17 protein-coding genes are annotated in these 20212 nt (G+C 65.8%); 7 read left to right on the top strand and 10 right to left on the bottom strand.

Going from position 1 to position 20212, the window contains the following annotated elements; translation table 11 throughout:
• Nucleotides 1-39: 39 nt before the first annotated feature.
• Together JQ592_RS10255 and JQ592_RS10250 are read right to left on the bottom strand one after the other, a co-directional pair.
• Nucleotides 40-1755 carry an SGNH/GDSL hydrolase family protein gene (locus JQ592_RS10255; protein WP_211402746.1) on the bottom strand — a complete coding sequence of 572 codons (1716 nt, stop codon included), beginning with the start codon at nucleotides 1753-1755 and terminating at the stop codon, nucleotides 40-42.
• Between the two features lie 181 nt (nucleotides 1756-1936).
• Nucleotides 1937-3265, bottom strand: a complete 1329-nt coding sequence (locus JQ592_RS10250; protein WP_433996412.1) for a lytic murein transglycosylase — start codon at nucleotides 3263-3265, stop codon at nucleotides 1937-1939.
• A gap of 261 nt (nucleotides 3266-3526) precedes the next feature.
• On the opposite strand from JQ592_RS10250, the gene JQ592_RS10245 reads away from it, so the two are divergent.
• Nucleotides 3527-4402, top strand: coding sequence for a UTP--glucose-1-phosphate uridylyltransferase (locus tag JQ592_RS10245; RefSeq protein WP_211402744.1), 876 nt, complete (start codon nucleotides 3527-3529; stop codon nucleotides 4400-4402).
• A 226-nt stretch (nucleotides 4403-4628) separates the two neighbouring features.
• On the opposite strand, the gene JQ592_RS10240 is transcribed toward JQ592_RS10245, so the two are convergent.
• Nucleotides 4629-6125: a sensor domain-containing diguanylate cyclase gene (locus tag JQ592_RS10240; RefSeq protein ID WP_211402743.1), complete on the bottom strand. Its 1497-nt coding sequence runs from the start codon at nucleotides 6123-6125 to the stop codon at nucleotides 4629-4631.
• 142 nt (nucleotides 6126-6267) lie between these two features.
• On the opposite strand from JQ592_RS10240, the gene JQ592_RS10235 reads away from it, so the two are divergent.
• A complete protein-coding gene (locus tag JQ592_RS10235) occupies nucleotides 6268-6531 on the top strand; it encodes a DUF7662 domain-containing protein (protein WP_211402742.1) in 264 nt (87 codons plus the stop codon).
• A gap of 132 nt (nucleotides 6532-6663) precedes the next feature.
• Here JQ592_RS10235 and JQ592_RS10230 read toward each other — a convergent pair whose 3' ends face one another.
• Both JQ592_RS10230 and JQ592_RS10225 read right to left on the bottom strand, forming a co-directional pair.
• On the bottom strand, nucleotides 6664-9540 hold the full coding sequence (locus JQ592_RS10230; RefSeq protein WP_211402741.1) for an EAL domain-containing protein: 2877 nt from the start codon (nucleotides 9538-9540) through the stop codon (nucleotides 6664-6666).
• A 139-nt stretch (nucleotides 9541-9679) separates the two neighbouring features.
• The gene (locus JQ592_RS10225; protein ID WP_211402740.1) at nucleotides 9680-10678 is read right to left on the bottom strand and encodes an NAD(P)H-quinone oxidoreductase; all 999 of its coding nucleotides are present in this window, start codon (nucleotides 10676-10678) and stop codon (nucleotides 9680-9682) included.
• Between the two features lie 112 nt (nucleotides 10679-10790).
• Here JQ592_RS10225 and JQ592_RS10220 point away from each other — a divergent pair, with 112 nt between their 5' ends.
• Together JQ592_RS10220 and JQ592_RS10215 are read left to right on the top strand one after the other, a co-directional pair.
• Nucleotides 10791-10982, top strand: coding sequence for a DUF1192 domain-containing protein (locus JQ592_RS10220; RefSeq protein WP_211402739.1), 192 nt, complete (start codon nucleotides 10791-10793; stop codon nucleotides 10980-10982).
• Between the two features lie 620 nt (nucleotides 10983-11602).
• Nucleotides 11603-12112 carry a DUF1465 family protein gene (locus tag JQ592_RS10215; RefSeq protein WP_183250229.1) on the top strand — a complete coding sequence of 170 codons (510 nt, stop codon included), beginning with the start codon at nucleotides 11603-11605 and terminating at the stop codon, nucleotides 12110-12112.
• A gap of 180 nt (nucleotides 12113-12292) precedes the next feature.
• Here the strand turns inward: JQ592_RS10215 and rpmE are convergent, their stop codons facing one another.
• Nucleotides 12293-12520, bottom strand: a complete 228-nt coding sequence (rpmE, locus tag JQ592_RS10210; RefSeq protein WP_183250231.1) for a 50S ribosomal protein L31 — start codon at nucleotides 12518-12520, stop codon at nucleotides 12293-12295.
• A 198-nt stretch (nucleotides 12521-12718) separates the two neighbouring features.
• Between rpmE and JQ592_RS10205 the strand changes: the two genes are divergently transcribed.
• Nucleotides 12719-14569 (top strand): ABC transporter ATP-binding protein/permease, encoded by a 1851-nt coding sequence (locus tag JQ592_RS10205; RefSeq protein WP_211402738.1) that lies wholly within the window; start codon nucleotides 12719-12721, stop codon nucleotides 14567-14569.
• A gap of 162 nt (nucleotides 14570-14731) precedes the next feature.
• Here the strand turns inward: JQ592_RS10205 and JQ592_RS10200 are convergent, their stop codons facing one another.
• From JQ592_RS10200 to JQ592_RS10185, 4 genes are all read right to left on the bottom strand, one after another.
• A complete protein-coding gene (locus JQ592_RS10200) occupies nucleotides 14732-14947 on the bottom strand; it encodes a hypothetical protein (protein ID WP_211402737.1) in 216 nt (71 codons plus the stop codon).
• A 73-nt stretch (nucleotides 14948-15020) separates the two neighbouring features.
• On the bottom strand, nucleotides 15021-15467 hold the full coding sequence (locus JQ592_RS10195) for a GNAT family N-acetyltransferase (RefSeq protein ID WP_211402736.1): 447 nt from the start codon (nucleotides 15465-15467) through the stop codon (nucleotides 15021-15023).
• Nucleotides 15467-16495 (bottom strand): peptidoglycan -binding protein, encoded by a 1029-nt coding sequence (locus tag JQ592_RS10190; RefSeq protein WP_211402735.1) that lies wholly within the window; start codon nucleotides 16493-16495, stop codon nucleotides 15467-15469. The genes JQ592_RS10195 and JQ592_RS10190 overlap by 1 nt, the downstream gene beginning before the upstream one ends.
• A 4-nt stretch (nucleotides 16496-16499) precedes the next feature.
• Nucleotides 16500-17519 (bottom strand): flagellar motor protein MotA, encoded by a 1020-nt coding sequence (locus tag JQ592_RS10185; protein ID WP_211402734.1) that lies wholly within the window; start codon nucleotides 17517-17519, stop codon nucleotides 16500-16502.
• A 255-nt stretch (nucleotides 17520-17774) separates the two neighbouring features.
• On the opposite strand from JQ592_RS10185, the gene JQ592_RS10180 reads away from it, so the two are divergent.
• The gene (locus JQ592_RS10180; RefSeq protein ID WP_211402733.1) at nucleotides 17775-18788 is read left to right on the top strand and encodes an SAM-dependent methyltransferase; all 1014 of its coding nucleotides are present in this window, start codon (nucleotides 17775-17777) and stop codon (nucleotides 18786-18788) included.
• Nucleotides 18789-19017: 229 nt separating this feature from the next.
• Entirely contained in the window at nucleotides 19018-20211 is a 1194-nt protein-coding gene (locus JQ592_RS10175) for an efflux RND transporter periplasmic adaptor subunit (protein ID WP_211402732.1), read from the top strand.
• Nucleotide 20212: the final 1 nt, after the last annotated feature.

The raw sequence follows: 20212 nt of genomic DNA, 5'->3' as shown, positions 1-20212 counted from the left end.
GCGCGCCCCGGAATGACATTTCAAATCAACAGAAATCGACTATCGGATCACTTCCGCCGATCGCCCGACATTACCCGGCGGACGCGGAATCGCGGGGTTCGGATTCGGATTGCGCGGCCCCGGCGCCGGTGCCAATTGCCGCGGCCCCGGTGCGGGTTGCGGAGAGCCGAAGCCGAAGAAATCGCGGAACGACGGCGTCGCCTGTGCCGGCTGCTGAAGTTGCATCGGCGGCTTCTTTGGCGCGAGCTTCGGTGGAGCGATCGCAGCGGCCGCTCCCGATGAATTGGACGACGCGGCGTTGCCGTCGGGCGTCGTCGCCGCCATCGGCGTATCGCCCTTGGCCTGCTCGCGGCCGACCTCGCGGCGGGGCCAGGCATAATCGTCGGCGCGGCCTGCAGGGGCGGTCAGCGGCTCGCCCTTCACCATCGTCTTCGCGGCGAGCGCGTCGACGGCGGCGGGACGCGAGCCCGGGCCGCCCAGCAATTGATCGGTCGAGATCGAGGCCGCGACCAGCGGCACGATCGGCCCGGCCAGCGGACGCGGCGCCGGCTTGCCGGGCTCGGCGCTGGTGTCGGGCGTTGCAGGCTCGCTCGGCAGCGCGATCGGGCCGGAGCGCCCCGCCAGCAGGCGCGTGATCTCGCGCTCGACATAGTGGGCGAGTTTTCGCGCGCCCGGCTTTGTGAAGTAGACTCCATCCGAGCTGCGGAGCTGGCGGATCTGGCCTTCGAAGTCCGGGCCCTTCTGCAGGAAGCGGCCGGCCTCGTCGACGAAGCCGTCCCAGACGTCGACATAGGTGATGCCGGCCTTGGCCGCGCCCTCGCGATAGAGCGAATCCAGGAACAGCATGTCAGCCGTCCCCTTCTGTCCGCGGATTGCGGGCAGGCCGACCCAGAGCACCGGCACACCCTTGGCCTTGAGCAAATTGGCCAGCTCCTCGACCTTCTTGGTGTAGAGCTCGACCCAGCGTTCGTCGCGGAATTCGTAGAGGCCGTTCGGATTGCGCGCCGTCTTTTCCGGCGCGGCCGCAGGCGCGTCGGCATTGTCGGCGTCATCCTGCGGCAAGTCGGCATCGGCAGGCTTGTCGTCCGGCTTGGCAGCGGTGTCGGGCTTGGCGTCGCCGGGCTTGGCCGGTTGCTTGGCGCGCGCGCCTTTGTCGTTCTTCTTGTCCTTGTCCGAGGCCTTGTCGGATTTGTCGGCGACGGGCTCGCGGATCGCGATGCGGTCGTTGAGGCCGAGCATGACGACGATCACGTCGGGCTTCTCGGTCTCGAGGATGCCTTTCGCCGCCGCGGTCCAGTCCGAAGGCTCGCCCTTCGGCTGATACTTGATCAGGCCGGACGTGGTCTTGTGCTTGCGGATCACGCCCATGTCGGGCTGCTCGGTGTAGGCGTCCTCGAGGCCGTAGGCGAGCCAGTCGGCCATGGCGTCGCCGATCACCAGCACGTTCTTGTCCGGCGTGGTGTCGCGCTTGGCGGGTGCCGGCGCGCGCGAAAAGTCCTGGCGCGGGGCCTGCGGCTGCTGCTGCTGGAACGGCGCGAAGAAGTCGCCGCCGAACCATCCACCGCCGCCTCCGCCTCCTCCTCCGCCTTGGCGCGGCGGCGGGGCCGAACGTTGCGGCGGGCCGCCGAAGCCGGGGAAGTTGAAGAACTGTGCGGAAGCGGGCCCCGCGACCGAGACCAATATCGCAAGCGCCGTCCCCAGCGCGATCAGCGGGCCGGTCTCGGTCAGCGCCTTGAACAGGGACTTCTTCGACATGCGATCTCGGCCGCGCGCAATGGGGTCTGGAATAGGCTCGATATAATAACGGAATCGGGCGCCAAACGGGCAGATTCCGTTGCGGATTTTTGACGGATTCTCGCGCCATACACCGGGGAACAGCCGCCCCCGTCAAGGCCGCCGGGCAAAATCCCTGTTCAGGGTTACTTTCGGCGCGATTTTACCGCCCGCGCAGCCGGTCCAGCACGTTGGAGGAGGCAAAACCGTCCGCAGGGATCCCCATCGAGGCCTGGAAGTTGCGGAGCGCCTCCCTTGTCTGGCCGCCGAACTGGCCGTCCGGGGTGCCCTTGTAGAAGCCGCGCTGGGCCAGGAGCTGCTGCAGTTCCAGCCGCTCGGTGCGGGACAGCTCGCGCTCCTGGCGCGGCCAGGGCTGCACGAAGGGCTGCCCTCCACGCAGGCGGTCGGCGAAATGGCCGATCGCCAGCGCATAGGCCTCGGCCGGGTTGTACTTCATGATGACACGGTAGTTCTGCAGCATCAGGAAGCCGGGGCCCTGCGCGCCCGCCGGCGCCAGAAGATAGGCTTTCTCCGCCGGGTGCGGGAAGGGCTGGCCTGTGGCCCGCTTCAGCCCGAGCTTCTCCCATTGCGCAATCGTCTGCGCCTTGGCGCGGTCGGCCAGCATGTAGTTGAACCCTTGCGGCACCACGACCTCGAAGCCCCAGGTCTGGCCGGACTGCCAGCCGTCCTTCTTCAAATTGTTGGCGGTGGAGGCGATCAGGTCGGTGGGATTGTCGACGACGTCGCGCCGTCCGTCGCCATCGCCGTCCACGGCAAAGCGCTTGAACGCGGTCGGCATGAACTGGGTCGGGCCGAAGGCGCCGGCCCAGGAGCCGCGCATCTGCTCAGGGCGCAGATCGCCGCGGTTGAGGATCTCCAATGCGGAGAGGAATTCGTCCCTGAAATAGGCCTGGCGGCGGCCGATGCAGGCGAGCGTCGCGGTCGATTGCAGCACGCTGCGGTCGCCCATCTGCGTCGAGTAATTGGACTCGATGCCCCAGATCGAGGCGATGATGTAGCGATCGACGCCGGTGGCCTTCTCCGTGGCGTCGAACTGCGCCTTGTATTTGGCGAGCACCTCGCGGCCCTTGGCGAGGCGGTTGTCGTTCACGAGGATGTCGAGATAGTCCCAGATCGATTTTGTGAACTCCGGCTGCGAGTCCATCAGGTCCATGATGCGCAGATCGGGGCTGAGGCCCGCGGTGAAGCGCTGGAAGTTGTCCTGGGTGATGCCGCGCCGTGCGGCGTCGGGCCACATGCCGGCAACGCAATTGTTGAAATTGCCGGCGGCCTCGCGGATCGCGGCGGCCGTCATCAGCGGATGGCCGGAGGCGCCGTCCTCGCCGCTCCAGGGTTGAGCGCCGTTGGGGCCGGGCGCGGGTTGTGATGGAGCAGGGTTCGAGCCTGAGAAAATGCCGCCGAACAGGTTCGACAGCCCGTTCCGCGCCTGAGCATGTGCGCAAGCCGGCAGCAACAAGACGGCCGCAATCATCGCTCCAGAGGTCACGGATCCAGCACGTTTTGCCAGCCCTGCCATCGATTGCATCATGTCCCACCTGTCCGGCCAAAAATCCGCCATCAGGAGGCCCGGTTACGGTTGCCAATTGCTTAACAAAGGTGAAATTTTAATGGCTGCTTTTTTCTTAACTCGGCATGCGCGAGGCCCCACATCCGCCTTTGTTAGCGGCTGCAAACAAGCTAGCAAGATGCCATTGCTCCCGTCACGCTTGCCCTCAGGTATTCGATCAATCCCATGAAAATTCGCAAAGCCGTATTCCCCGTCGCCGGCCTCGGCACCCGCGTCCTGCCCGCCACCAAGGCGATGCCGAAGGAGATGCTGACCATCGTCGACAAGCCGCTGATCCAGTATGTCTATGACGAGGCGAGGGAGGCCGGCATCGAGCACTTCATCTTCGTCACCGGCCGCAACAAAAATGTCATCGAAGACCATTTCGACAGGATGTTCGAGCTCGACGCGACGCTGGCCGCGCGCGGCAAGAAGGCCGAGCAGGAGATTCTGGCGCAGAACCAGCCGGACGCCGGCGCCGTCAGCTTCACCCGCCAGCAGGCGCCGCTCGGCCTCGGCCACGCGGTCTGGTGCGCGCGCGACATCGTCGGCAACGAGCCGTTCGCGGTCGTGCTGCCGGACGAGCTCGTGCTCAACACCCCCGGCTGCCTGAAGCAGATGATCGAGACGGCTGCGACGCTCGGCGAGAAATCCAATTTGATCGCGGTCGAGGCGGTGCCCGATCATCTCACCCATCAATACGGCATCTGCGGCGTCGGCAAACGCACCGGCAAGATGTTCGAGGTCGATGGCATGGTCGAGAAGCCGGCCAAGGGCACCGCGCCCTCAAACCTCTCGATCACCGGCCGCTACATCCTGCAGCCGGAGATCTTCAAGATCCTGGAGACCCAGGAGCGCGGCGCCGGCGGCGAGATCCAGCTCACCGACGCCATGATCGGCCTTGCCAAGTCGCAGAAATTCTACGGCGTCGAGTTCGAGGGCGAGCGTCATGATTGCGGCTCCAAGCCCGGCTTCCTCCGCGCCAACATCGCCTACGGCCTGAAGCGCCCCGAGCTGCGCGACGGCCTGATCGCGGAGATGAAGAAGTATCTGGGGCAGTAGCTCTCCAACGTCGTCCTGGACAAGCGTAGCCCTGGGCAACGCATAGCGTTGTCCAGGGCGTAGCGCCGATCCAGGACCCATTACCCCAAGACGAAATTGTGGCCCGGATCGACGACCACGAGTCTTCGCCAAACTGCTCCCTGGGGTAATGGGTCCTGGCTTTCGCCAGGACGACGCTGAGTATTTGGCGCGCTGCTCATCGCAACGACGCCGTAGATGCAACCCCTCACGCCACCAGCGACAGCTTCGGCAGGCTCGCGACCACGGACTGGTTGCGGCCGCCGGCTTTCGCGGCGTAGAGCGCCTTGTCGGCGGCGGCAACGAGGATCGTCCAGTCCATGCCGGCGGCGGGGACGAGGCTGGCGATGCCGCAAGACACCGTCGATGCCGCCTGGTCGTCGGACCAGCCCTGCACCTTGAGGCGGATCGTCTCGGCGATCTTGAAGGCCTCAGTGGCCGAGGTGTCCGGCAGCAGCACCGCGAATTCCTCGCCGCCATAACGCGCGGCGCAGTCGCCCGCGCGCCGCACCGAGTCGGAAATGCAGATGGCGATGCCGACCAGAACCTGGTCGCCGGCCTGGTGGCCGAACGTGTCGTTGTAGGCCTTGAAGTGATCGGCATCGATCATCAGCAGCGCGACCGGCGTCTTCTGGCGCATGGCGCGCCGCCATTCGACGTCGATGACGGTGTCGAACCTGCGGCGGTTCTTCAATCCGGTGAGCGCATCCGTCGTCGCCAGCTCCTCGAGCTTGCGCTCGGCCTCGGCGCGCCGCCCGATCTCGCGCGCGAGCACGAGCGTCGATGCCAGCATGAACACGATGAGCGCCAGCACCACGGCGCCGATTCGATAGGCTTCCTTCCGCCATAGCTCGAACACTGCGCTCAGAGGCTTGCCGGCGACGACGAACAGCGGGCTGTCGCCGTTGCTGCGAACATAGAGCCTCGGCGTGGTGTCGACGGGGCCTTGCCCCGCATAGGAGCCGCCGACGCGAAGATTGTCGGCCTTCCAGTTCTGACGGTCGTTCAGGTTCCTGCCGATCACGTCGAGATCGAACGGCCGCCGCATCATGATGGTGCGGTCGCGCTTGAGCACCGTGATCGTATCTTCGGGATCGAGGCTCAGGCGCTCGAACAATTCGTGGAAATAGCCGAAGCGGATCGCGCCCGCGACGACGCCGAGGAAGCCACCATCGGTGTCGCTGATGCGCCGGCTCAGCACGATCGAATAAGCGCCGCGGAACAGCATCGGGCGGCTGATGAAAAGCCCGGCGCCGGGATTGTCGCGGTGGATTTTGAAATAATCCTCGTCGCCGCGATTCTCGGGTGCCGGGTCGAGCGTGGATGCGTCGATGGTCAGCCGGCCCTCCGCATCATAGACCTGGATGGCGCCGAAATGCCGGGCCGTCGTCGCATGATCGAACAGGATCAGGTGGCGGATCGGCTTCGAGACTGTGGCGAGCTCCGGCAGCAGCATGTTGCCGGCGACTGCCTTCAGCGACAAATCGTAGATCTCGATGTTGCGGCTGATGTCGGATTCGATGGTCGTGGCGAGGTTTTCCAGCGTCTGGCGGGCCAGCGCCTCCTCACCGCGGCGCATGTCGAGCATGACGTTGACGCAAATGGCGGAAAAGCCGATCACCGTCACCACGGACGAGATGATCAACAATTTCGCCGAAATCCGCCACGGCCGGCGGGCCATGACTTCGCGCCATCCAGACAGCATCGCTTGCTCCCGACCCTGATGGATGCGCCCTAAACCTTGAGCAGTGTTTAAGCTGGTACGGCGCTGCCGCAATGAGTTAAGAATCGGTTGATGCGGCTAACGATTTTCGGCAGGCCAGATCTCCGGGCACGAGAGGACGATTGTGAACGACTACGACGCGTTGCGCGATTATCTGCTGCGGCAGAAGCAGACGGAATTCGTGCTGACTTTCGAAGAGATCGAGGAGATCATCGGCGTAGCCCTGCCGCGCGCGGCCAATCGCGCCTCGTGGTGGGACAGCTTGCGCAGCCCCGACATCCAGATGCCGCAGCGCGAAGCCTGCCTCGCCGCCGGCTTCGTGGCGACACGGATGCCTGACGGCCAGAGCGTGCGGTTTACGAAGCGGAAGAACGACCGGCGGCGGTGAGGGGCTGACTGTCTCTCCGCATCCAACGGTCTCGTAGGGTGGGCAAAGCGCAAGCGTGCCCACCACTTCTGGATGGTGGGCACGGCGCAAGTGCGCCTTTGCCCACCCTACGATACCGGACTCGCGGAGCGATCAGCTCGCCGCTTCCAGCCGCACTTCTGTCAGAAGGCGCATCGCGGCATCGGCGTCCATCGGCTCGCCGAAGGCAAAACCTTGCGCGTATTCGCAGCCCATCTGGTAGAGCTCGACCGCGTCGGAATCGGTCTCGGCGCCTTCGGCCACGACGTCCATGCCGAGATCGTGCGCCAGCGCGATGATCGACTTCAGGATCACCGGCCGGGTGCCGCGGTTGGTGGTGCGCACGAAGGACTGGTCGATCTTGATGGTGTCGAACGGGAAGCGCTGCAGATAGGCCAGCGAGGAATGGCCGGTGCCGAAATCGTCGAGCGACAGCCCGGTGCCGAGCTCGCGGATGCGCGTCAGCATCTGCGCTGCGTGCTCCGGATTCTCCATCACCAGCGATTCCGTCAGCTCGAGCTTGAGCGTGCCGCGCGCCACCGAGGAGCGCGACAGCACGGTGCGGATGTCGTGGATGAGGTCGTGGCGCAGCAGCTGCCGCGAGGAGACGTTGACGGAAGCGAAGATCGGCTCGCGCGAGCGCATCGCGCGTTGCCACACCGAGAGCTGCTTGGCGGTCTGGTCGAGCACGAACATGCCGAGGTCGACGATCAGGCCGGTCTCTTCCGCGATGGAGATGAACTCCGACGGCGCCATGCGCCCGAGCTTCGGATGATCCCAGCGCGCCAGGGCCTCGAAGCCGGCGACGGAGCGATCCTCCAGCCGCACGATCGGCTGGTACAGGATCGTGATCTCCTGCCGCTCGATGGCGCGGCGCAATTCGCTCTCCAGCGTCAGGCGGTCGGTCTTTCGCGCGCGCATCGCCGGCTTGTAGACGTCGATGCGGTCGCCGCCGATGCGCTTGGAATGGTACATCGCAAGCTCGGCGTCCTTGATGATCTCGTCCGTCAGCTGCGTCTGCGGGTCGGAGAGCGCAAGGCCAATTGAAGCCGTCAGGAAGATCTCGCGATCGTTGAACGCGATCGGCGCGCGGATGGTCTTGCGGATGGTCTCGGCGAAATTGGTGATCCGCGCCGGATCCTGCTCCGACAGCAGGATCAGGCCGAACTGGTCGCCGGCCAGCCGCGCCAGCGTGTCCTGCGGCTTCAGGATGCGGGTGAGGCGGCGGGCGAGCGTCAGCAGGATGGAATCGCCGACCGCAATGCCGACGGAATCGTTGACCTGCTTGAAGCGGTCGAGGTCGATCACCATCAGCGTCGGCCGCAGCGTCGGCATGGTCTTGGCGAAGTTTGCGACCGCGCCGAGCCGGTCCATGAACAGCTTGCGGTTGGGCAGGCCGGTGAGGTTGTCATGCACGGAATCGTGCAGCAGGCGCTCCTCGGCGTTGCGCAGCTCGGTCACGTCGGTGAGCGTGCCGACCACGCGCGAGACCTCGCCGTCGGAGCCGACCACCGGGCGCGCCTTCAGCGCGAACCACATGAAGTGACCATCCGGCGTGCGCAGGCGGAAATCCTGCACCAGGCGGCCGCGGCGCTGGTCGAGCACGCTGTCGAGCGCGGCGCGGAAACGGTCCTGGTCGAGCGGATGCAGCACCTCGAGCCACGAGGCGGCCGGGCCTTCCAGCGTGCCGCGCTTCAGTCCGAGCAGGGCTTCGGTCTCGGGGCTGGTAAAGACCTTGTCGGCGGACACGTCCCAGTCCCAGATCAGATCGCCGGAGCCGGCCAGCGCCAAGGCCCGCCGCTCGATGTCGGAGACGACGCCGGTGGTGGCACCGCCGCCGGCAAAGGCGTGCTGCATCACCGTGAAGCCGATCAGCATCACGATCAGCACGAGGCCGCCGAGCAGGGCAGGGCCGACGATGTCGTTGGTGACGGAGCCCGCGACCGTCATGCCGGCCGCAACCACCCAGACCACGAGGAGGAACCAGGTCGGGATCAGCAGCACCGCGCGGTCGAAGCCGTGGGTGGAGAGATAGACGATCAGCGCGAAACCAGCGAAGGCGATCAGCACCAGCGAGATGCGCGCGATCCCGGAGGCGACGGCCGGATCGAACAGCGCGAGTGCGACGAGAGATCCCAGGAACGCCAGCCAGCCCACCGTGATGTGCGAATAGCGCACATGCCAGCGACTGAGGTTCAGATACGCGAACAGGAACACCAGCAGCGTCGCCGCCAGGATCGCCTCGCCCGCCGCGCGCCAGATGCGCTCGGCGTTGTTCGACATGTCGAGCACCTTGCCCCAGAAGCCGAAATCGACGCCGATATAGACCAGCACCGCCCAGGCCAGCGCCGCGGCGGCCGGGAACATGATGCTGCCCTTCACCACGAACAGGATGGTCAGCACCAGCGCAAGCAAGCCGGAGATGCCGATCACGATACCCTGGTAGAGCGTGAACGAGTTGACCTTGTCTTTGTAGGCTTCCGGCTCCCACAGATAGAGCTGTGGCAGCTTGTCGGTGCGCAGCTCTGCGACGAAGGTGACGACGGCGCCGGGATCGAGCGTGATACGGAACACGTCCGCGGTTGCGCTTTCCTGACGTTCGGGCCGGTCGCCGATCGAAGGCGTGATCGTCGCGATGCGCGACAGCCCGAGGTCGGGCCAGAGCAATCCCGAGGAGACGATGCGGTAGTGCGGAGCGACGATCAGGCGGTCGAGCTGGTCGTCGGTGTTGTTGGCGAGCGCGAACACCACCCAGTTCTGTCCGCCCTCGCGGGCGCGCACCTCGATGCGGCGGACGATGCCGTCGGTGCCGGGCGCGGTCGAGACCTGGATGCGGTCGGCATCGCTGCGCTGATGCTCGAGCACGCCGGTGAGGTCGATCGCGGGCGCGTCACTGCGGACGCTGACGGCGTCGAGCGCGCGCGCGGGGTACGCGGCGACAAGAATCATGAGGCCCAGCGCGATGGGCGCGAGGCACCTGATCAGACGCAAGGCCAGTTCTCCGCGTTCGACGCAACTCTTCGGTGGAAGACGATTTCACACCGGACAGAATTGGTTCGGTGCGTCGCGATAGATGCCACGAAAGCGAGGAAAATCAAAGGGTTTCCGGCGTCTCCAGTGGGCCGCTGGCCTAGACCTCCAACACAATTTTGCCAATATGTGCGCTCGTCTCCATGCGCCGGTGGGCGTCGGCGGCCTTTTCCAGCGGGAAAGTGCTGTCCATCAGCGGTTTGACACGGCCTTCGCGCAAAAGCGGCATCACTTTCTGCTCGATTGCGGCCACCATCGCCGCCTTGTCCGCATTACTACGGGGGCGCAGCGTCGAGCCGGTATGGGTCAGGCGCTTGACCATCACCTTGGCGATATTGGCGGTGATCTTGGGACCGTTGAGGGTCGCGATCTGCACGATGCGGCCGTCCACTGCGGCGGCATCGTAGTTGCGGTCCACATACTCGCCGGCGACCATATCGAGGATCAGATTGACGCCGGCCTTGTTGGTCTCTTCCTTGACCACAGTGACGAAGTCTTCGGTCTTGTAGTTAATGGCGCGGTCGGCCCCTAACTTGAGGCAGGCGTCGATCTTGTCCTGCGAGCCCACGGTGACGAACACCTTTGCGCCGAACGCCTTCGCGAGTTGGATCGCCATGGTGCCGATGCCGGAGGAGCCGCCATGGATCAGCAGCGTCTCGCCGGCCTTCAGGCCGCCGCGCTCGAACACGTTGTGCCAGACCGTCATCAGGGTTTCCGGCAGCGCACCGGCCTCCTTGATCGACAGCGCCGGCGGCACGCTCATGGCCTGGGCATCCTGGGCGATGCAGTACTGCGCATAGCCGCCGCCGGCGACCAGCGACATCACCTTGTCGCCGATCTTGTGCCGCTTGGCGTTGCTGCCGACGGCGACCACTTCACCGGCAATCTCGAGGCCGGGCAGGTCGCTGGCGCCGGGCGGCGGCGGATAGGCGCCGGAGCGCTGCGCCACGTCGGGCCGGTTGACGCCGGCGGCCTCGACCTTGACCAGGATCTCGTCGGGACCGGGCTGCGGAAGGCTTCGTTGTTCCGGCACCAGCACCTCCGGTCCGCCAGGCTTGGAGATGGCGACCACGGTCATTTGCGCGGGCAGCTTGTCCATGATGTGTCCTTGAGCAAAGGTGCGGGAGGAAACGAGGCCATTGCTTAGCCAGCGCCGCCCAAGCTGGCAACCGCCTCAGCGGTGTAGCAGGCGCGAACGCAGGAGGAACGACATGGCGATGGAAGATGACGACCGCCCGCGCAAGAAGGTCACGCACGAAATCGGACAGGATCTCTCACTCTTGTCAGTGGAGGAACTGACCGAGCGCGTCGCTCTGCTCAAGACCGAGATCGTGCGATTGGAAGAAGCCGCCACCAAAAAGCGCGCCTCGCGCGATGCGGCGAACAGTTTTTTCAAGTCGTAGTCGCCGCCGCACGATCACTGTCGTCCCGGACAAGCGCGCCCCAAGCGCGCGCCGATCCGGGACCCATACCCACAAGGTGATGTTGTCGCGCGGCGCCGGCAACTCCGAATCCCCGTCACCACATCCGCCTGTGGCTATGGGTCCCGGATCGGCGCTGACGCTTGTCCGGGACGACAGCGGAATGTGTAGCTGGCCCGGTGCGACGACCGCGAAATTGTTCCGCACCGCACTCGGCCGCTGGCCGACATGGCTAACGAACCCTCAAAAAAATCGTTCGTTTACGGTCGATTAAGCTTTCGGGTTTATGACTGGAACTGTCCTCGTTTGGACACCGAGTGGCTCCTGTCCACTCTGTTTGACGCCTCCCTGTTATCAACTTTCAAAGCCGCCGGTCTCCGGCGGCTCTTTTTTTGGTCCAAAGCGTTTTCGAGCGAAGTGGGTTCGCCTCAGGAAAACGCGTCAAAACATGCGTCTCTTTCCGGTTGAATTCCGAGGAATGACGCGCGGAAACCATATCCGCGCTTGTCGCTGGACTCCGCGCTTCGCCCGCGCAATGATTTGTTCATCATAATCCGGCGCCAAAGCCGGACGGGTAAACAGTTGCGTAAGGGGCGTTAACCATGGAACGTTTGCAGGCCGAAGGTGCTCTCGTTCAACTCAGCGAGCGTTTCACCAATTCTGCGGCGTTCGGCGCGCTGTTCCGCGAGGGCATGGACCTGGTCGAAGAGACCGCCGCCTATCTCGACGGCGCCGGCCGCGTCGAGGCCAAGGCGCTCGACCGCGCCGTCAGCCTCACTTATGCGACCGAGAGCATGCGCCTCACAACCCGCCTGATGCAGCTCGCCTCGTGGCTGTTGCTGCATCGCGCGGTGAAGGAAGGCGAGATGACGCTGATGCAGGCCAACCGCGAGAAGACCAAGGTCAAGCTCACCGCCGCCGATCCCGGCCCCGCCGACACCATCGAGAAGCTGCCCTCGCAGCTCCAGGAGCTGATCCATCGCTCGATGAGCCTGCAGACCCGCGTGCGCCGCCTCGACACCACCATCCACACCCCGCCGGCCGAACACGTCGCCATCGGCAACCCGCTGGTGCCGCACCTCAACGCGCTGAAGGCCGCGTTCGAGCGGTAAGCTCACTCTCTGTCATTCCGGGGCGCGCGAAGCGCGAACTATGGTGCGCACTTGCGCACCAGAGAATCTCGAGATTCCGGGTTCGGCTCTGTGAGCCGCCCCGGAATGACAGTGTGATAGAAAACAAAAACGCCCCCGGCTCTCCGGGGGCGTTTTTCGTCTCCAGCCTTGCGGGCCGGATCAATCCTTTTTGAGAAAGCCCGAAAACTTCTTCTGGAAGCGCGAGACGCGGCCGCCGCGGTCCATGATCTGGGCGTTGCCGCCGGTCCAGGCTGGGTGCGACTTCGGGTCGATGTCGAGGTGCAGCTTGTCGCCTTCCTTGCCCCAGGTCGAGCGGGTCTGGTACTCGGAACCGTCGGTCATCACGACCGTAATCGTATGATAATTCGGGTGAATTTCGGCTTTCATGGCAATTCCTCGGCGCGCCGGCGCCTTCGTGGGTGGCTAGCGAATGACGGATTTGGGCGGCTCTATACCCCACAGGCCCCCTTAAAACAAGCCATTGTGGGGACTTGAGAACCGGGCCGTCCCCTAAGGGACATCCCGGATTTGCCACTCCCCCTGCACCGGCCTATGTGGGGGCATTGTCTGCTTGGGTCCGATCTCATGAGCGCAGTGGAACGGCTTGATGACCAGTACCGCGACGAGCGCGACACCGCGCCGGCGGAAGCCCCGTCGATCGAGGCCGAGCTGATCGAGCAGCCCGCCAAGGGGCGCGCGAAGCTGCGGCCGCTGCTGGCGCTCGCGCCCTATGTGAGCCGCTATCGCGGCCGCGCCGCGCTCGCCTTTGTCGCGCTCACGATCGCGGCGCTGACCACGCTGCTGGTGCCGGTCGCGGTGCGCCGGATGATCGATTTCGGCCTGACGCCCGAGGGCATCGAGCTGATCAACAGCTACTTCTCGGTGATGATCGCCGTTGTCGCCGTGCTCGCGCTGGCGAGCGCGGCGCGCTACTACCTCGTGATGACGATCGGCGAGCGCATCGTCGCCGATTTGCGCCGTGACGTCTTCGCGCATCTGTTGTCGCTGTCGCCGTCCTTCTTCGATTCCGCGCGCAGCGGCGAATTGATCTCGCGTCTCACCGCGGACACCACCCAGATCAAGTCCGCCGTCGGCGCCTCCGTGTCGATCGCCTTGCGCAATTTGATGATGTTCTTCGGCGCGGCCGCGATGATGGTGATCACCAGCCCGAAGCTGTCGGGCTTCGTGCTGCTCGCCATTCCGCTGATCGTGCTGCCGCTGGTCGCGTTCGGGCGCTGGGTGCGCCGGCTCTCGCGCAATGCGCAGGACACGCTCGCCGATGCCTCCGCCTATGCGGGCGAGCTGGTCGGCGCGATCCGCACCGTGCAGGCCTATACCAGCGAGAATTTTGCCGAGAAGCGTTTTGGCGGCGAGGTCGAGCAGGCCTATGAAGCCGCGCGCACCTCGACCCAGGCCCGCGCCGTGCTCACCGCCATCATCATCTTCATCGTGTTCGCCAGCGTGGTCGCGATCCTCTGGATCGGCTCGCATGACGTGCTCACCGGTGCCATCACACCCGGCCGGCTCGGCCAGTTCGTGCTCTATGCGGCCTTTGCCGCCGCCGGCCTCGGCCAGCTCAGCGAGGTCTGGGGCGAGGTTTCGGCCGCCTCCGGCGCTGCCGAGCGCCTGTTCGAGATCTTGCACGTGCAGCCCGAGATCGCTCCGCCCGCTGCACCGCGCGCGCTGCCGGTGCCGCCACGCGGCGAGGTCGGCTTCGACCGCGTCAGCTTCGCCTATCCGGCGCGTCCCGACGTCAACGTGCTCGACGCCGTGTCGTTCACGGTGCGGCCCGGCGAGAAGGTCGCGATCGTCGGTCCCTCCGGCGCCGGCAAGAGCACGATCTTCCATCTGCTGCTGCGCTTCTACGATCCGCGCAATGGCGCGATCTCGCTCGACGGCGTGCCGGTGAAGTCCGCCGATCCGCGCGACTTCCGCTCCCGTATCGCGCTGGTGCCGCAGGAATCCAACGTGTTCGCCGCAAGCGCGCGCGAGAACATCCGCTTCGGCCGGCCCGATGCGACCGACGCCGAGGTCGAGCGCGCCGCCGAGCTTGCGCACGCCGCCGAATTCATCCGCCGCCTGCCCGAAGGCTTCGACACCCCGCTCGGCGAGCGCGGCGTGACGCTGTCGGGCGGCCAGCGCCAGCGCATCGCGATCGCCCGCGCCATCCTGCGCGATGCGCCGCTGCTGCTGCTCGATGAAGCCACCTCCGCGCTCGATGCCGAGAGCGAGACGCTGGTGCAGACCGCTCTGGAAGAATTGATGCGCCACCGCACCACGCTGGTGATCGCCCATCGCCTCGCCACCGTCTTGTCCTGCGACCGCATCCTGGTGATGGACCACGGCAAGATCGTCGAGCAGGGCACGCATGCCGAGCTCGTGGCGGCGAACGGGCTCTATGCCAGGCTGGCGAGGCTGCAGTTCGAGGGGGCGTGAGGGCGGTAGGCGCTGCGATCGTCACCACAACCACAGTGTCATTCCCCGCGCAGGCGGGGAATCCAGTACTCCGAGACGCTAGTCAGATGCGGAAGGGCCGCCGCGTACTGGATGCCCCGCCTCCGCGGGGCATGACAGCGGAGTGTTGGAGAAGCCCTCCGATCACCGGCACTTCGGCGACAGCGCCGGCACGTTGGGCCACGGCCAGTTCTTCCAGCTTCCATCTGCGTCCACGCAGGCCGATGGTCCGGGGGTATTCGTCTGTGCAGGAGCGCTCGATGTCGCAAAGCGCTGGTCGACATAGGTCGTCGATAAAAATCCGGCGACGATGACGCCCAGCATCACCGAGGACCCCTTGGCCAGCTCGCTCAGCTTCATCGGTCGTCTCCATCGGCTTGCCATGTCTGAGACAACGAATAACCGGCGCCGTAGGATCCCTGCGTGACCGGGCTCACGCCCGCCACACCATCTTCAGCACCGGCCGGCCCGAGGTCGGGTTCACATCGTCGCCGGCATGGGCAAAGCCGTTGCGCTCGTAGAAGCGGATGGCGCGCGAATTGTCCTTGTTGACGAGCAGCGTGACGCCTGATGGCGACAGCCGCTTGGCTTCATCCACCAGCAGCCTTGCCGCGTCCGAGCCCCAATGCGCGGGATCGACCACGAGCTGGTCGAGATAACCCTCGCCGTCGATGGTGACGAAACCGGTCAGCACGCCGTCCTGTTCGGCAACGACAATCGAGGCTTTCGGCACCAGATCCTTGCGCCAGCGCTCGCGCCACCATTCCAGCCGCGCGGCGAAATCGATCTGCGGATAGGCCTGCTGCCAGGTGCGATGCCAGAGGTCGATCGAGGCGGCTTCGTCCTCGGGGCGGTAGGGGCGGAGGTGCAGCGCGCTCACTAGCGCTCCGTCAGCTTCAGCTCGATGCGGCGGTTGCGCTTGTAGGCCTCTTCCGTGTTGCCGGTGTCGAGCGGCTGGAATTCGCCGAAGCCGGCGGCGACGAGACGCTGGGCGGGCACGCCGAGCGAGATCAGATATTGCACCACCGAGATGGCGCGGGCAGCGGACAGATCCCAGTTCGACTTGAAGTTCGCGCCGCTCACCGGCCGCAAATCGGTGTGGCCGTCGACGCGCAGCACCCAGGGGATATCGCTCGGGATCTTCTTGTCGAGCTCGATCAGCGCGGCTGCCAAGGTGTCGAGCTCGGCACGGCCTTCGGGCAGCAGCGTCGCCTGGCCGGTGTCGAAGAACACTTCGGATTGGAATACGAAGCGGTCGCCGACCACGCGGATGTCGGGGCGGTTACCGAGGATGGCGCGCAGGCGGCCGAAGAATTCCGAGCGGTAGCGCGACAATTCCTGCACGCGCTGCGCCAGCGCCACATTCAGGCGCGAGCCGAGATCGGCGATCCGGTTCTGCGATTCCTTGTCGCGCTTTTCCGATGCATCCAGCGCCTCCTCCAGCGCCGCCAGTTGCCGGCGCAGCGCGCTGATCTGCTGGTTCAGCACCTCGATCTGCGCCAGCGCCCGCGCCGAGACCGCTTTCTCGGAATCCAGCGCCTTGCCGAGTTCGGCAGTCTTGCCCTGCGCGTCGTTGCCGGCGGCAGCTAAGCCCTCATAGAGGCCCTTGACGCGGTCGCGCTCGGACTCGGCCGAGGCCAGGCCGGCTCTCAGCTGCGAGACCTGGTCGTCGAGGGTGAGCTTGCCGAGCTTTTCCAGCGACAGCAGCTCGTTGAGCTGGGCGATCTTGGCGTTGAGCTGCTCCAGCGCCTTGTCCTTGCCGGTCACCTCCTGCGACAGGAAGAACTGCACCACCAGGAACACCGACAGCAGGAACACGATCGACAGCACCAGCGTCGACAACGCGTCGACGAAGCCCGGCCAGTAGTTGAAGGCGCCTTCGTTGCGGCGGCCGCGCGCGAGAGCCATGTCGCTAACCCTTTTCCGGCTGACGCGCGATCCGTTCCAGCAGGCGCCGGATCTCGCGGTTCTGCTCGCCCTGGCCGTCGGCCCATTCGCGGATCATCTGCTGCTCGGTGCGCATGTGCGAGACCAGCGCCTGGATGGCTTCGGCAAGGCTCGCCATCGCCGCCGTGGTGCCGCGGCTGGCGCTGCCGTCCTCGAGTACGGAGCGCAGGCGCTCGACCGCGGCCTGAAGCTCGCCGCTGGCAACGCCGCCGCCGGCGGCGGCGACAGGCACCTCGCCGCGGCCATATTCGCGCACGGTGGTGGCGAGCCAGTCCTCGAGGTCGGTGTAGAAGCGGTTCTGCGCCTGGCTCGATTGCAGATCGAGGAAGCCGAGGATCAGCGAGCCGGCGAGGCCGAACAGCGAGCTCGAGAACGAGATGCCCATGCCGCCGAGCGGGGCGGCGAGGCCCTCCTTCAGCGTGTCGAACAGCGCCCCAGAATCGCCGCCGACCTTGAGCCCGTCGATCACCTTGCCGACCGAGCCGACCGTCTCGATCAGGCCCCAGAAGGTGCCGAGCAGGCCGAGGAAGACCAAGAGGCCGGTCATGTAGCGGGAGATGTCGCGGGCCTCGTCGAGGCGAGTCGCGATCGAATCGAGCAGGTGCCGCATGGTGGTCTGGGTGATGGTCATCCGCCCGGTGCGCTCGCCGCCCAGGATCATCGCCATCGGCGCCAGCAGTTTCGGGTGCCGGGCGGGCGCGAGGCCCGGATCGGCGATGCGGAAATTGTTGACCCAGGACACCTCAGGGTAGAGCCGGATGACCTGGCGGAAGGCCAGGATGATGCCGATGAACAGGACGCCGCCGATCAGGGCGTTGAGCCCGGGATTGGCGAAGAAGGCCTGAATGATCTGCTTGTAGAGCACCACGCCCACCAGGGTGCACAGCACCAGGAAGACCAGCATCCGCACCAGGAAGACGCTGGGCGAGGACAGCTTGGTATATTCAATGTCAATGGAGGAGCGGGGCGAGGCGCCTGACGGCATGGCCGGTATCATCCGTTACGAACGTGATTGCGGGGCGCACTATGGCACAGGCCCGGCCCAAAAAAAGCGCCGGATGCGCCGATTTCTGGCGAGCTTCCGGAACCCAAGGCGGAAACCGCGCTTTGATAGCGTGACATTTGCAAGACTTCGGCATCCCCGCAGGCCGCCTGCGCCCTGTGGGTGCCCCGGCTGTTGCCGGCACTTGCCCGTTCTTCCCTCCGCCGCCCGACCAGACCTGACCAAGGGAGTGGCCGCATGAGCGTCGTGTCCGCGATCATCGGGACTGCCGAACGCGTGCCGCTGCCGGACGTCGTGATCCGCGCGGCGATCCAGCGCCTGTGCTCCCGCGCGGCGACGCGGCTGTCGGCATTGGACGCGGCCGACGATGCCGCCTTCGCCGGGCGGATGATGCTGCGGCCGATTGCCGGGGACGCCGGGCACGACGAGGCGCCTGCGTCCTTCGTCGCAAAGGTGCTCGGCCCCAATCGCAAATATTCGTGCTGCTTCTACAAGACGGACGTGACCACCCTGCAGGAGGCGGAGGAGGAGGCGCTGCGCCAGACCGTCGAGCATGCCGGTCTCGCCGACGGCCAGGCCATCCTCGAACTCGGCTGCGGCTGGGGCTCGCTGTCGCTGTGGATGGCGCGGCAGTTTCCGCACGCGACGGTGACCGCGGTGTCGAACTCGCAGGCGCAGCGCGCCCTGATCGAGGAGGAGGCGCGGCTGCGCGGGCTTTTGAATCTGCGCGTGGTCACCGCAGACATGAACGTGTTCGAGCCCGATAGCCAGTTCGACCGCATCGTCGCGGTCGAGACGTTCGAGCGCATGATGAACTGGCGCAAGCTGATGACGCGCCTGCGCTCGTGGCTCGCGCCCGAGGCGCGCTTCTTCATGCACATCGCCACCCATCGCACCGGCTCGCACCTGTTCGACCCGGCCGATCGCGACGACTGGATCGCGCAGCACGTCTTCACCGGCGGCCTGATGGCGAGCCATCACCTCGTCAGGCAGTTCGACGACATCTTCACGGTCGAGAAGGAATGGTGCTGGAGCGGCACGCATTATCAGCGCACCGCCAACGACTGGCTTGCCAATTTCGACGCGCATCACGAGACGATCGAGGCGGCCTTGCGCAAGGTCTATGGCGATGACACCGGTCTTTGGATGCGGCGCTGGCGCTGGTTCTGCCTCGCGACCTCAGGCCTGTTCGGCTATGCCGGCGGAACGGAATGGGGTGTCAGCCAGTACCGGATGAAGGCCGTCGATTGATTGCGATCTTCTGTCGCAGCAGCCACTGATGGAACCCGACTCACAATCCGGTGAGTCCCGAAAAGCCTCAAAAAGTCAGTACGATAGGTCGTGTGACATTGAGCCGCCCGCAGCATGCGTTGCGTCGCAGCAAGTCCATTCTATCTTGACGGCATCAGCTGCGCGCAAATCGCCCAGAACGGGCGCGCGCGGCGTAAGCAGTTTCAACAATATCGGGGCAGTTCACTTCATGTCAGGACTTCGTGCGCGATCGGCATGCGTTGCAATGATGCTCGCGGCCCTTGCGCCGCTGCTAGCGGGCTGCGACGAATCAAGCTCCGCCGTGTCCGCCGCCCCGCCGGCCGACCCTGACGTCAGCATCGTCGTCGTCAAGCCGCAACCGCGCGCCGTGGTGCGCGAGCTGCCGGGCCGCATCGCGCCGACGCGTGTCTCCGACGTGCGGCCGCGCGTCTCCGGCATCGTGGTCGAACGCCTGTTCCGCCAGGGTAGCGAGGTGAAGGCCGGCGATCCGCTCTACCGCATCGATCCGCGTCCGTTCGAGGTCGAGGTGATGGCGAACGAGGCGGCGGTCGCCAAGTCCGAGGCCGCGTTGATGCAGGCCAAGCAGCAGGCGCACCGCATTGCCACCCTCACCAGGGATCGCGCGGCCCCCGAAGCCGAGAACGAGAAGGCGATCGCCGCCGAACGCCAGGCCCATGCCGAGGTCGAGGGCCGCAAGGCCGATCTCGCCCGCGCCAAGCTCAACCTCGACTATGCCACCGTGCGCGCGCCGATCGACGGCGTCGTCGGTGCTGCCCTCGTCAGCGAGGGTGCGCTCGCGGTGCAGAACGAGACCAATCTTGCAACCATCCAGCAGCTCGATCCGATCTATGCCGACTTCACCCAGTCGGTGACCGAGCTCAACCAGCTCCGCCGCGCCTTCGAGAGCGGCGACCTCGAGCGCATCGCGGCCGATGCCGCCAAGGTGCGCCTCGTGCTCGACGACAACACGCTCTATTCGCTCGACGGCAAGCTGCTGTTCTCCGATGCCAAGGTCGACGCCCATACCGGGCAGGTGACGCTGCGCGGCGAATTCCGCAATCCCAAGCGCGAGCTGCTGCCGGGCATGTATGTCCGCGTCCGCATCGACCAGGGTCTCGACAGCGACGCCATCGCGGTGCCGCAGCAGGCGATCCAGCGCAATGGCGGCGGCGGCAGCGAGGTGTTCGTCGTCAAGGACGACAATCACATCGCGGTGCAGCCGGTGCGCACGGGCTCGGTGCAGGACGGACTCTGGTTCGTCACCGAAGGCCTGAAGGCGGGCGACAAGGTCGTGGTCGAAGGCTTCCAGAAGTTCGCCGCCGGCGACAAGGTCAAGCCGCAATCCTGGTCGGAGGCGGATGCGACCGCGGACAACCGGCACGCCCAGAAGCTCACGCGGTAAC

The organism is Bradyrhizobium iriomotense (assembly GCF_018129405.1).
GTDB classification, from domain to species: domain Bacteria; phylum Pseudomonadota; class Alphaproteobacteria; order Rhizobiales; family Xanthobacteraceae; genus Bradyrhizobium; species Bradyrhizobium iriomotense_B.
Note: the sequence above shows the minus strand (reverse complement) of the source record. Positions and strands in the feature narration are given on the sequence as shown.

What these genes read in the sequence shown, in the direction of transcription:
- JQ592_RS10200 (WP_211402737.1), bottom strand. Translation starts at nt 14,947, where the DNA reads ATGAAGCTGAGCGAGCTGGCCAAGGGGTCCTCGGTGATGCTGGGCGTC.
- JQ592_RS10175 (WP_211402732.1), top strand. Translation starts at nt 19,018, where the DNA reads ATGTCAGGACTTCGTGCGCGATCGGCATGCGTTGCAATGATGCTCGCG.
- JQ592_RS10205 (WP_211402738.1), top strand. Translation starts at nt 12,719, where the DNA reads ATGAGCGCAGTGGAACGGCTTGATGACCAGTACCGCGACGAGCGCGAC.
- JQ592_RS10255 (WP_211402746.1), bottom strand. Translation starts at nt 1,755, where the DNA reads ATGTCGAAGAAGTCCCTGTTCAAGGCGCTGACCGAGACCGGCCCGCTG.
- JQ592_RS10220 (WP_211402739.1), top strand. Translation starts at nt 10,791, where the DNA reads ATGGCGATGGAAGATGACGACCGCCCGCGCAAGAAGGTCACGCACGAA.
- JQ592_RS10185 (WP_211402734.1), bottom strand. Translation starts at nt 17,519, where the DNA reads ATGCCGTCAGGCGCCTCGCCCCGCTCCTCCATTGACATTGAATATACC.
- JQ592_RS10240 (WP_211402743.1), bottom strand. Translation starts at nt 6,125, where the DNA reads ATGCTGTCTGGATGGCGCGAAGTCATGGCCCGCCGGCCGTGGCGGATT.
- JQ592_RS10225 (WP_211402740.1), bottom strand. Translation starts at nt 10,678, where the DNA reads ATGGACAAGCTGCCCGCGCAAATGACCGTGGTCGCCATCTCCAAGCCT.
- JQ592_RS10250 (WP_433996412.1), bottom strand. Translation starts at nt 3,265, where the DNA reads ATGATTGCGGCCGTCTTGTTGCTGCCGGCTTGCGCACATGCTCAGGCG.
- JQ592_RS10190 (WP_211402735.1), bottom strand. Translation starts at nt 16,495, where the DNA reads ATGGCTCTCGCGCGCGGCCGCCGCAACGAAGGCGCCTTCAACTACTGG.
- JQ592_RS10245 (WP_211402744.1), top strand. Translation starts at nt 3,527, where the DNA reads ATGAAAATTCGCAAAGCCGTATTCCCCGTCGCCGGCCTCGGCACCCGC.
- JQ592_RS10180 (WP_211402733.1), top strand. Translation starts at nt 17,775, where the DNA reads ATGAGCGTCGTGTCCGCGATCATCGGGACTGCCGAACGCGTGCCGCTG.
- rpmE (WP_183250231.1), bottom strand. Translation starts at nt 12,520, where the DNA reads ATGAAAGCCGAAATTCACCCGAATTATCATACGATTACGGTCGTGATG.
- JQ592_RS10215 (WP_183250229.1), top strand. Translation starts at nt 11,603, where the DNA reads ATGGAACGTTTGCAGGCCGAAGGTGCTCTCGTTCAACTCAGCGAGCGT.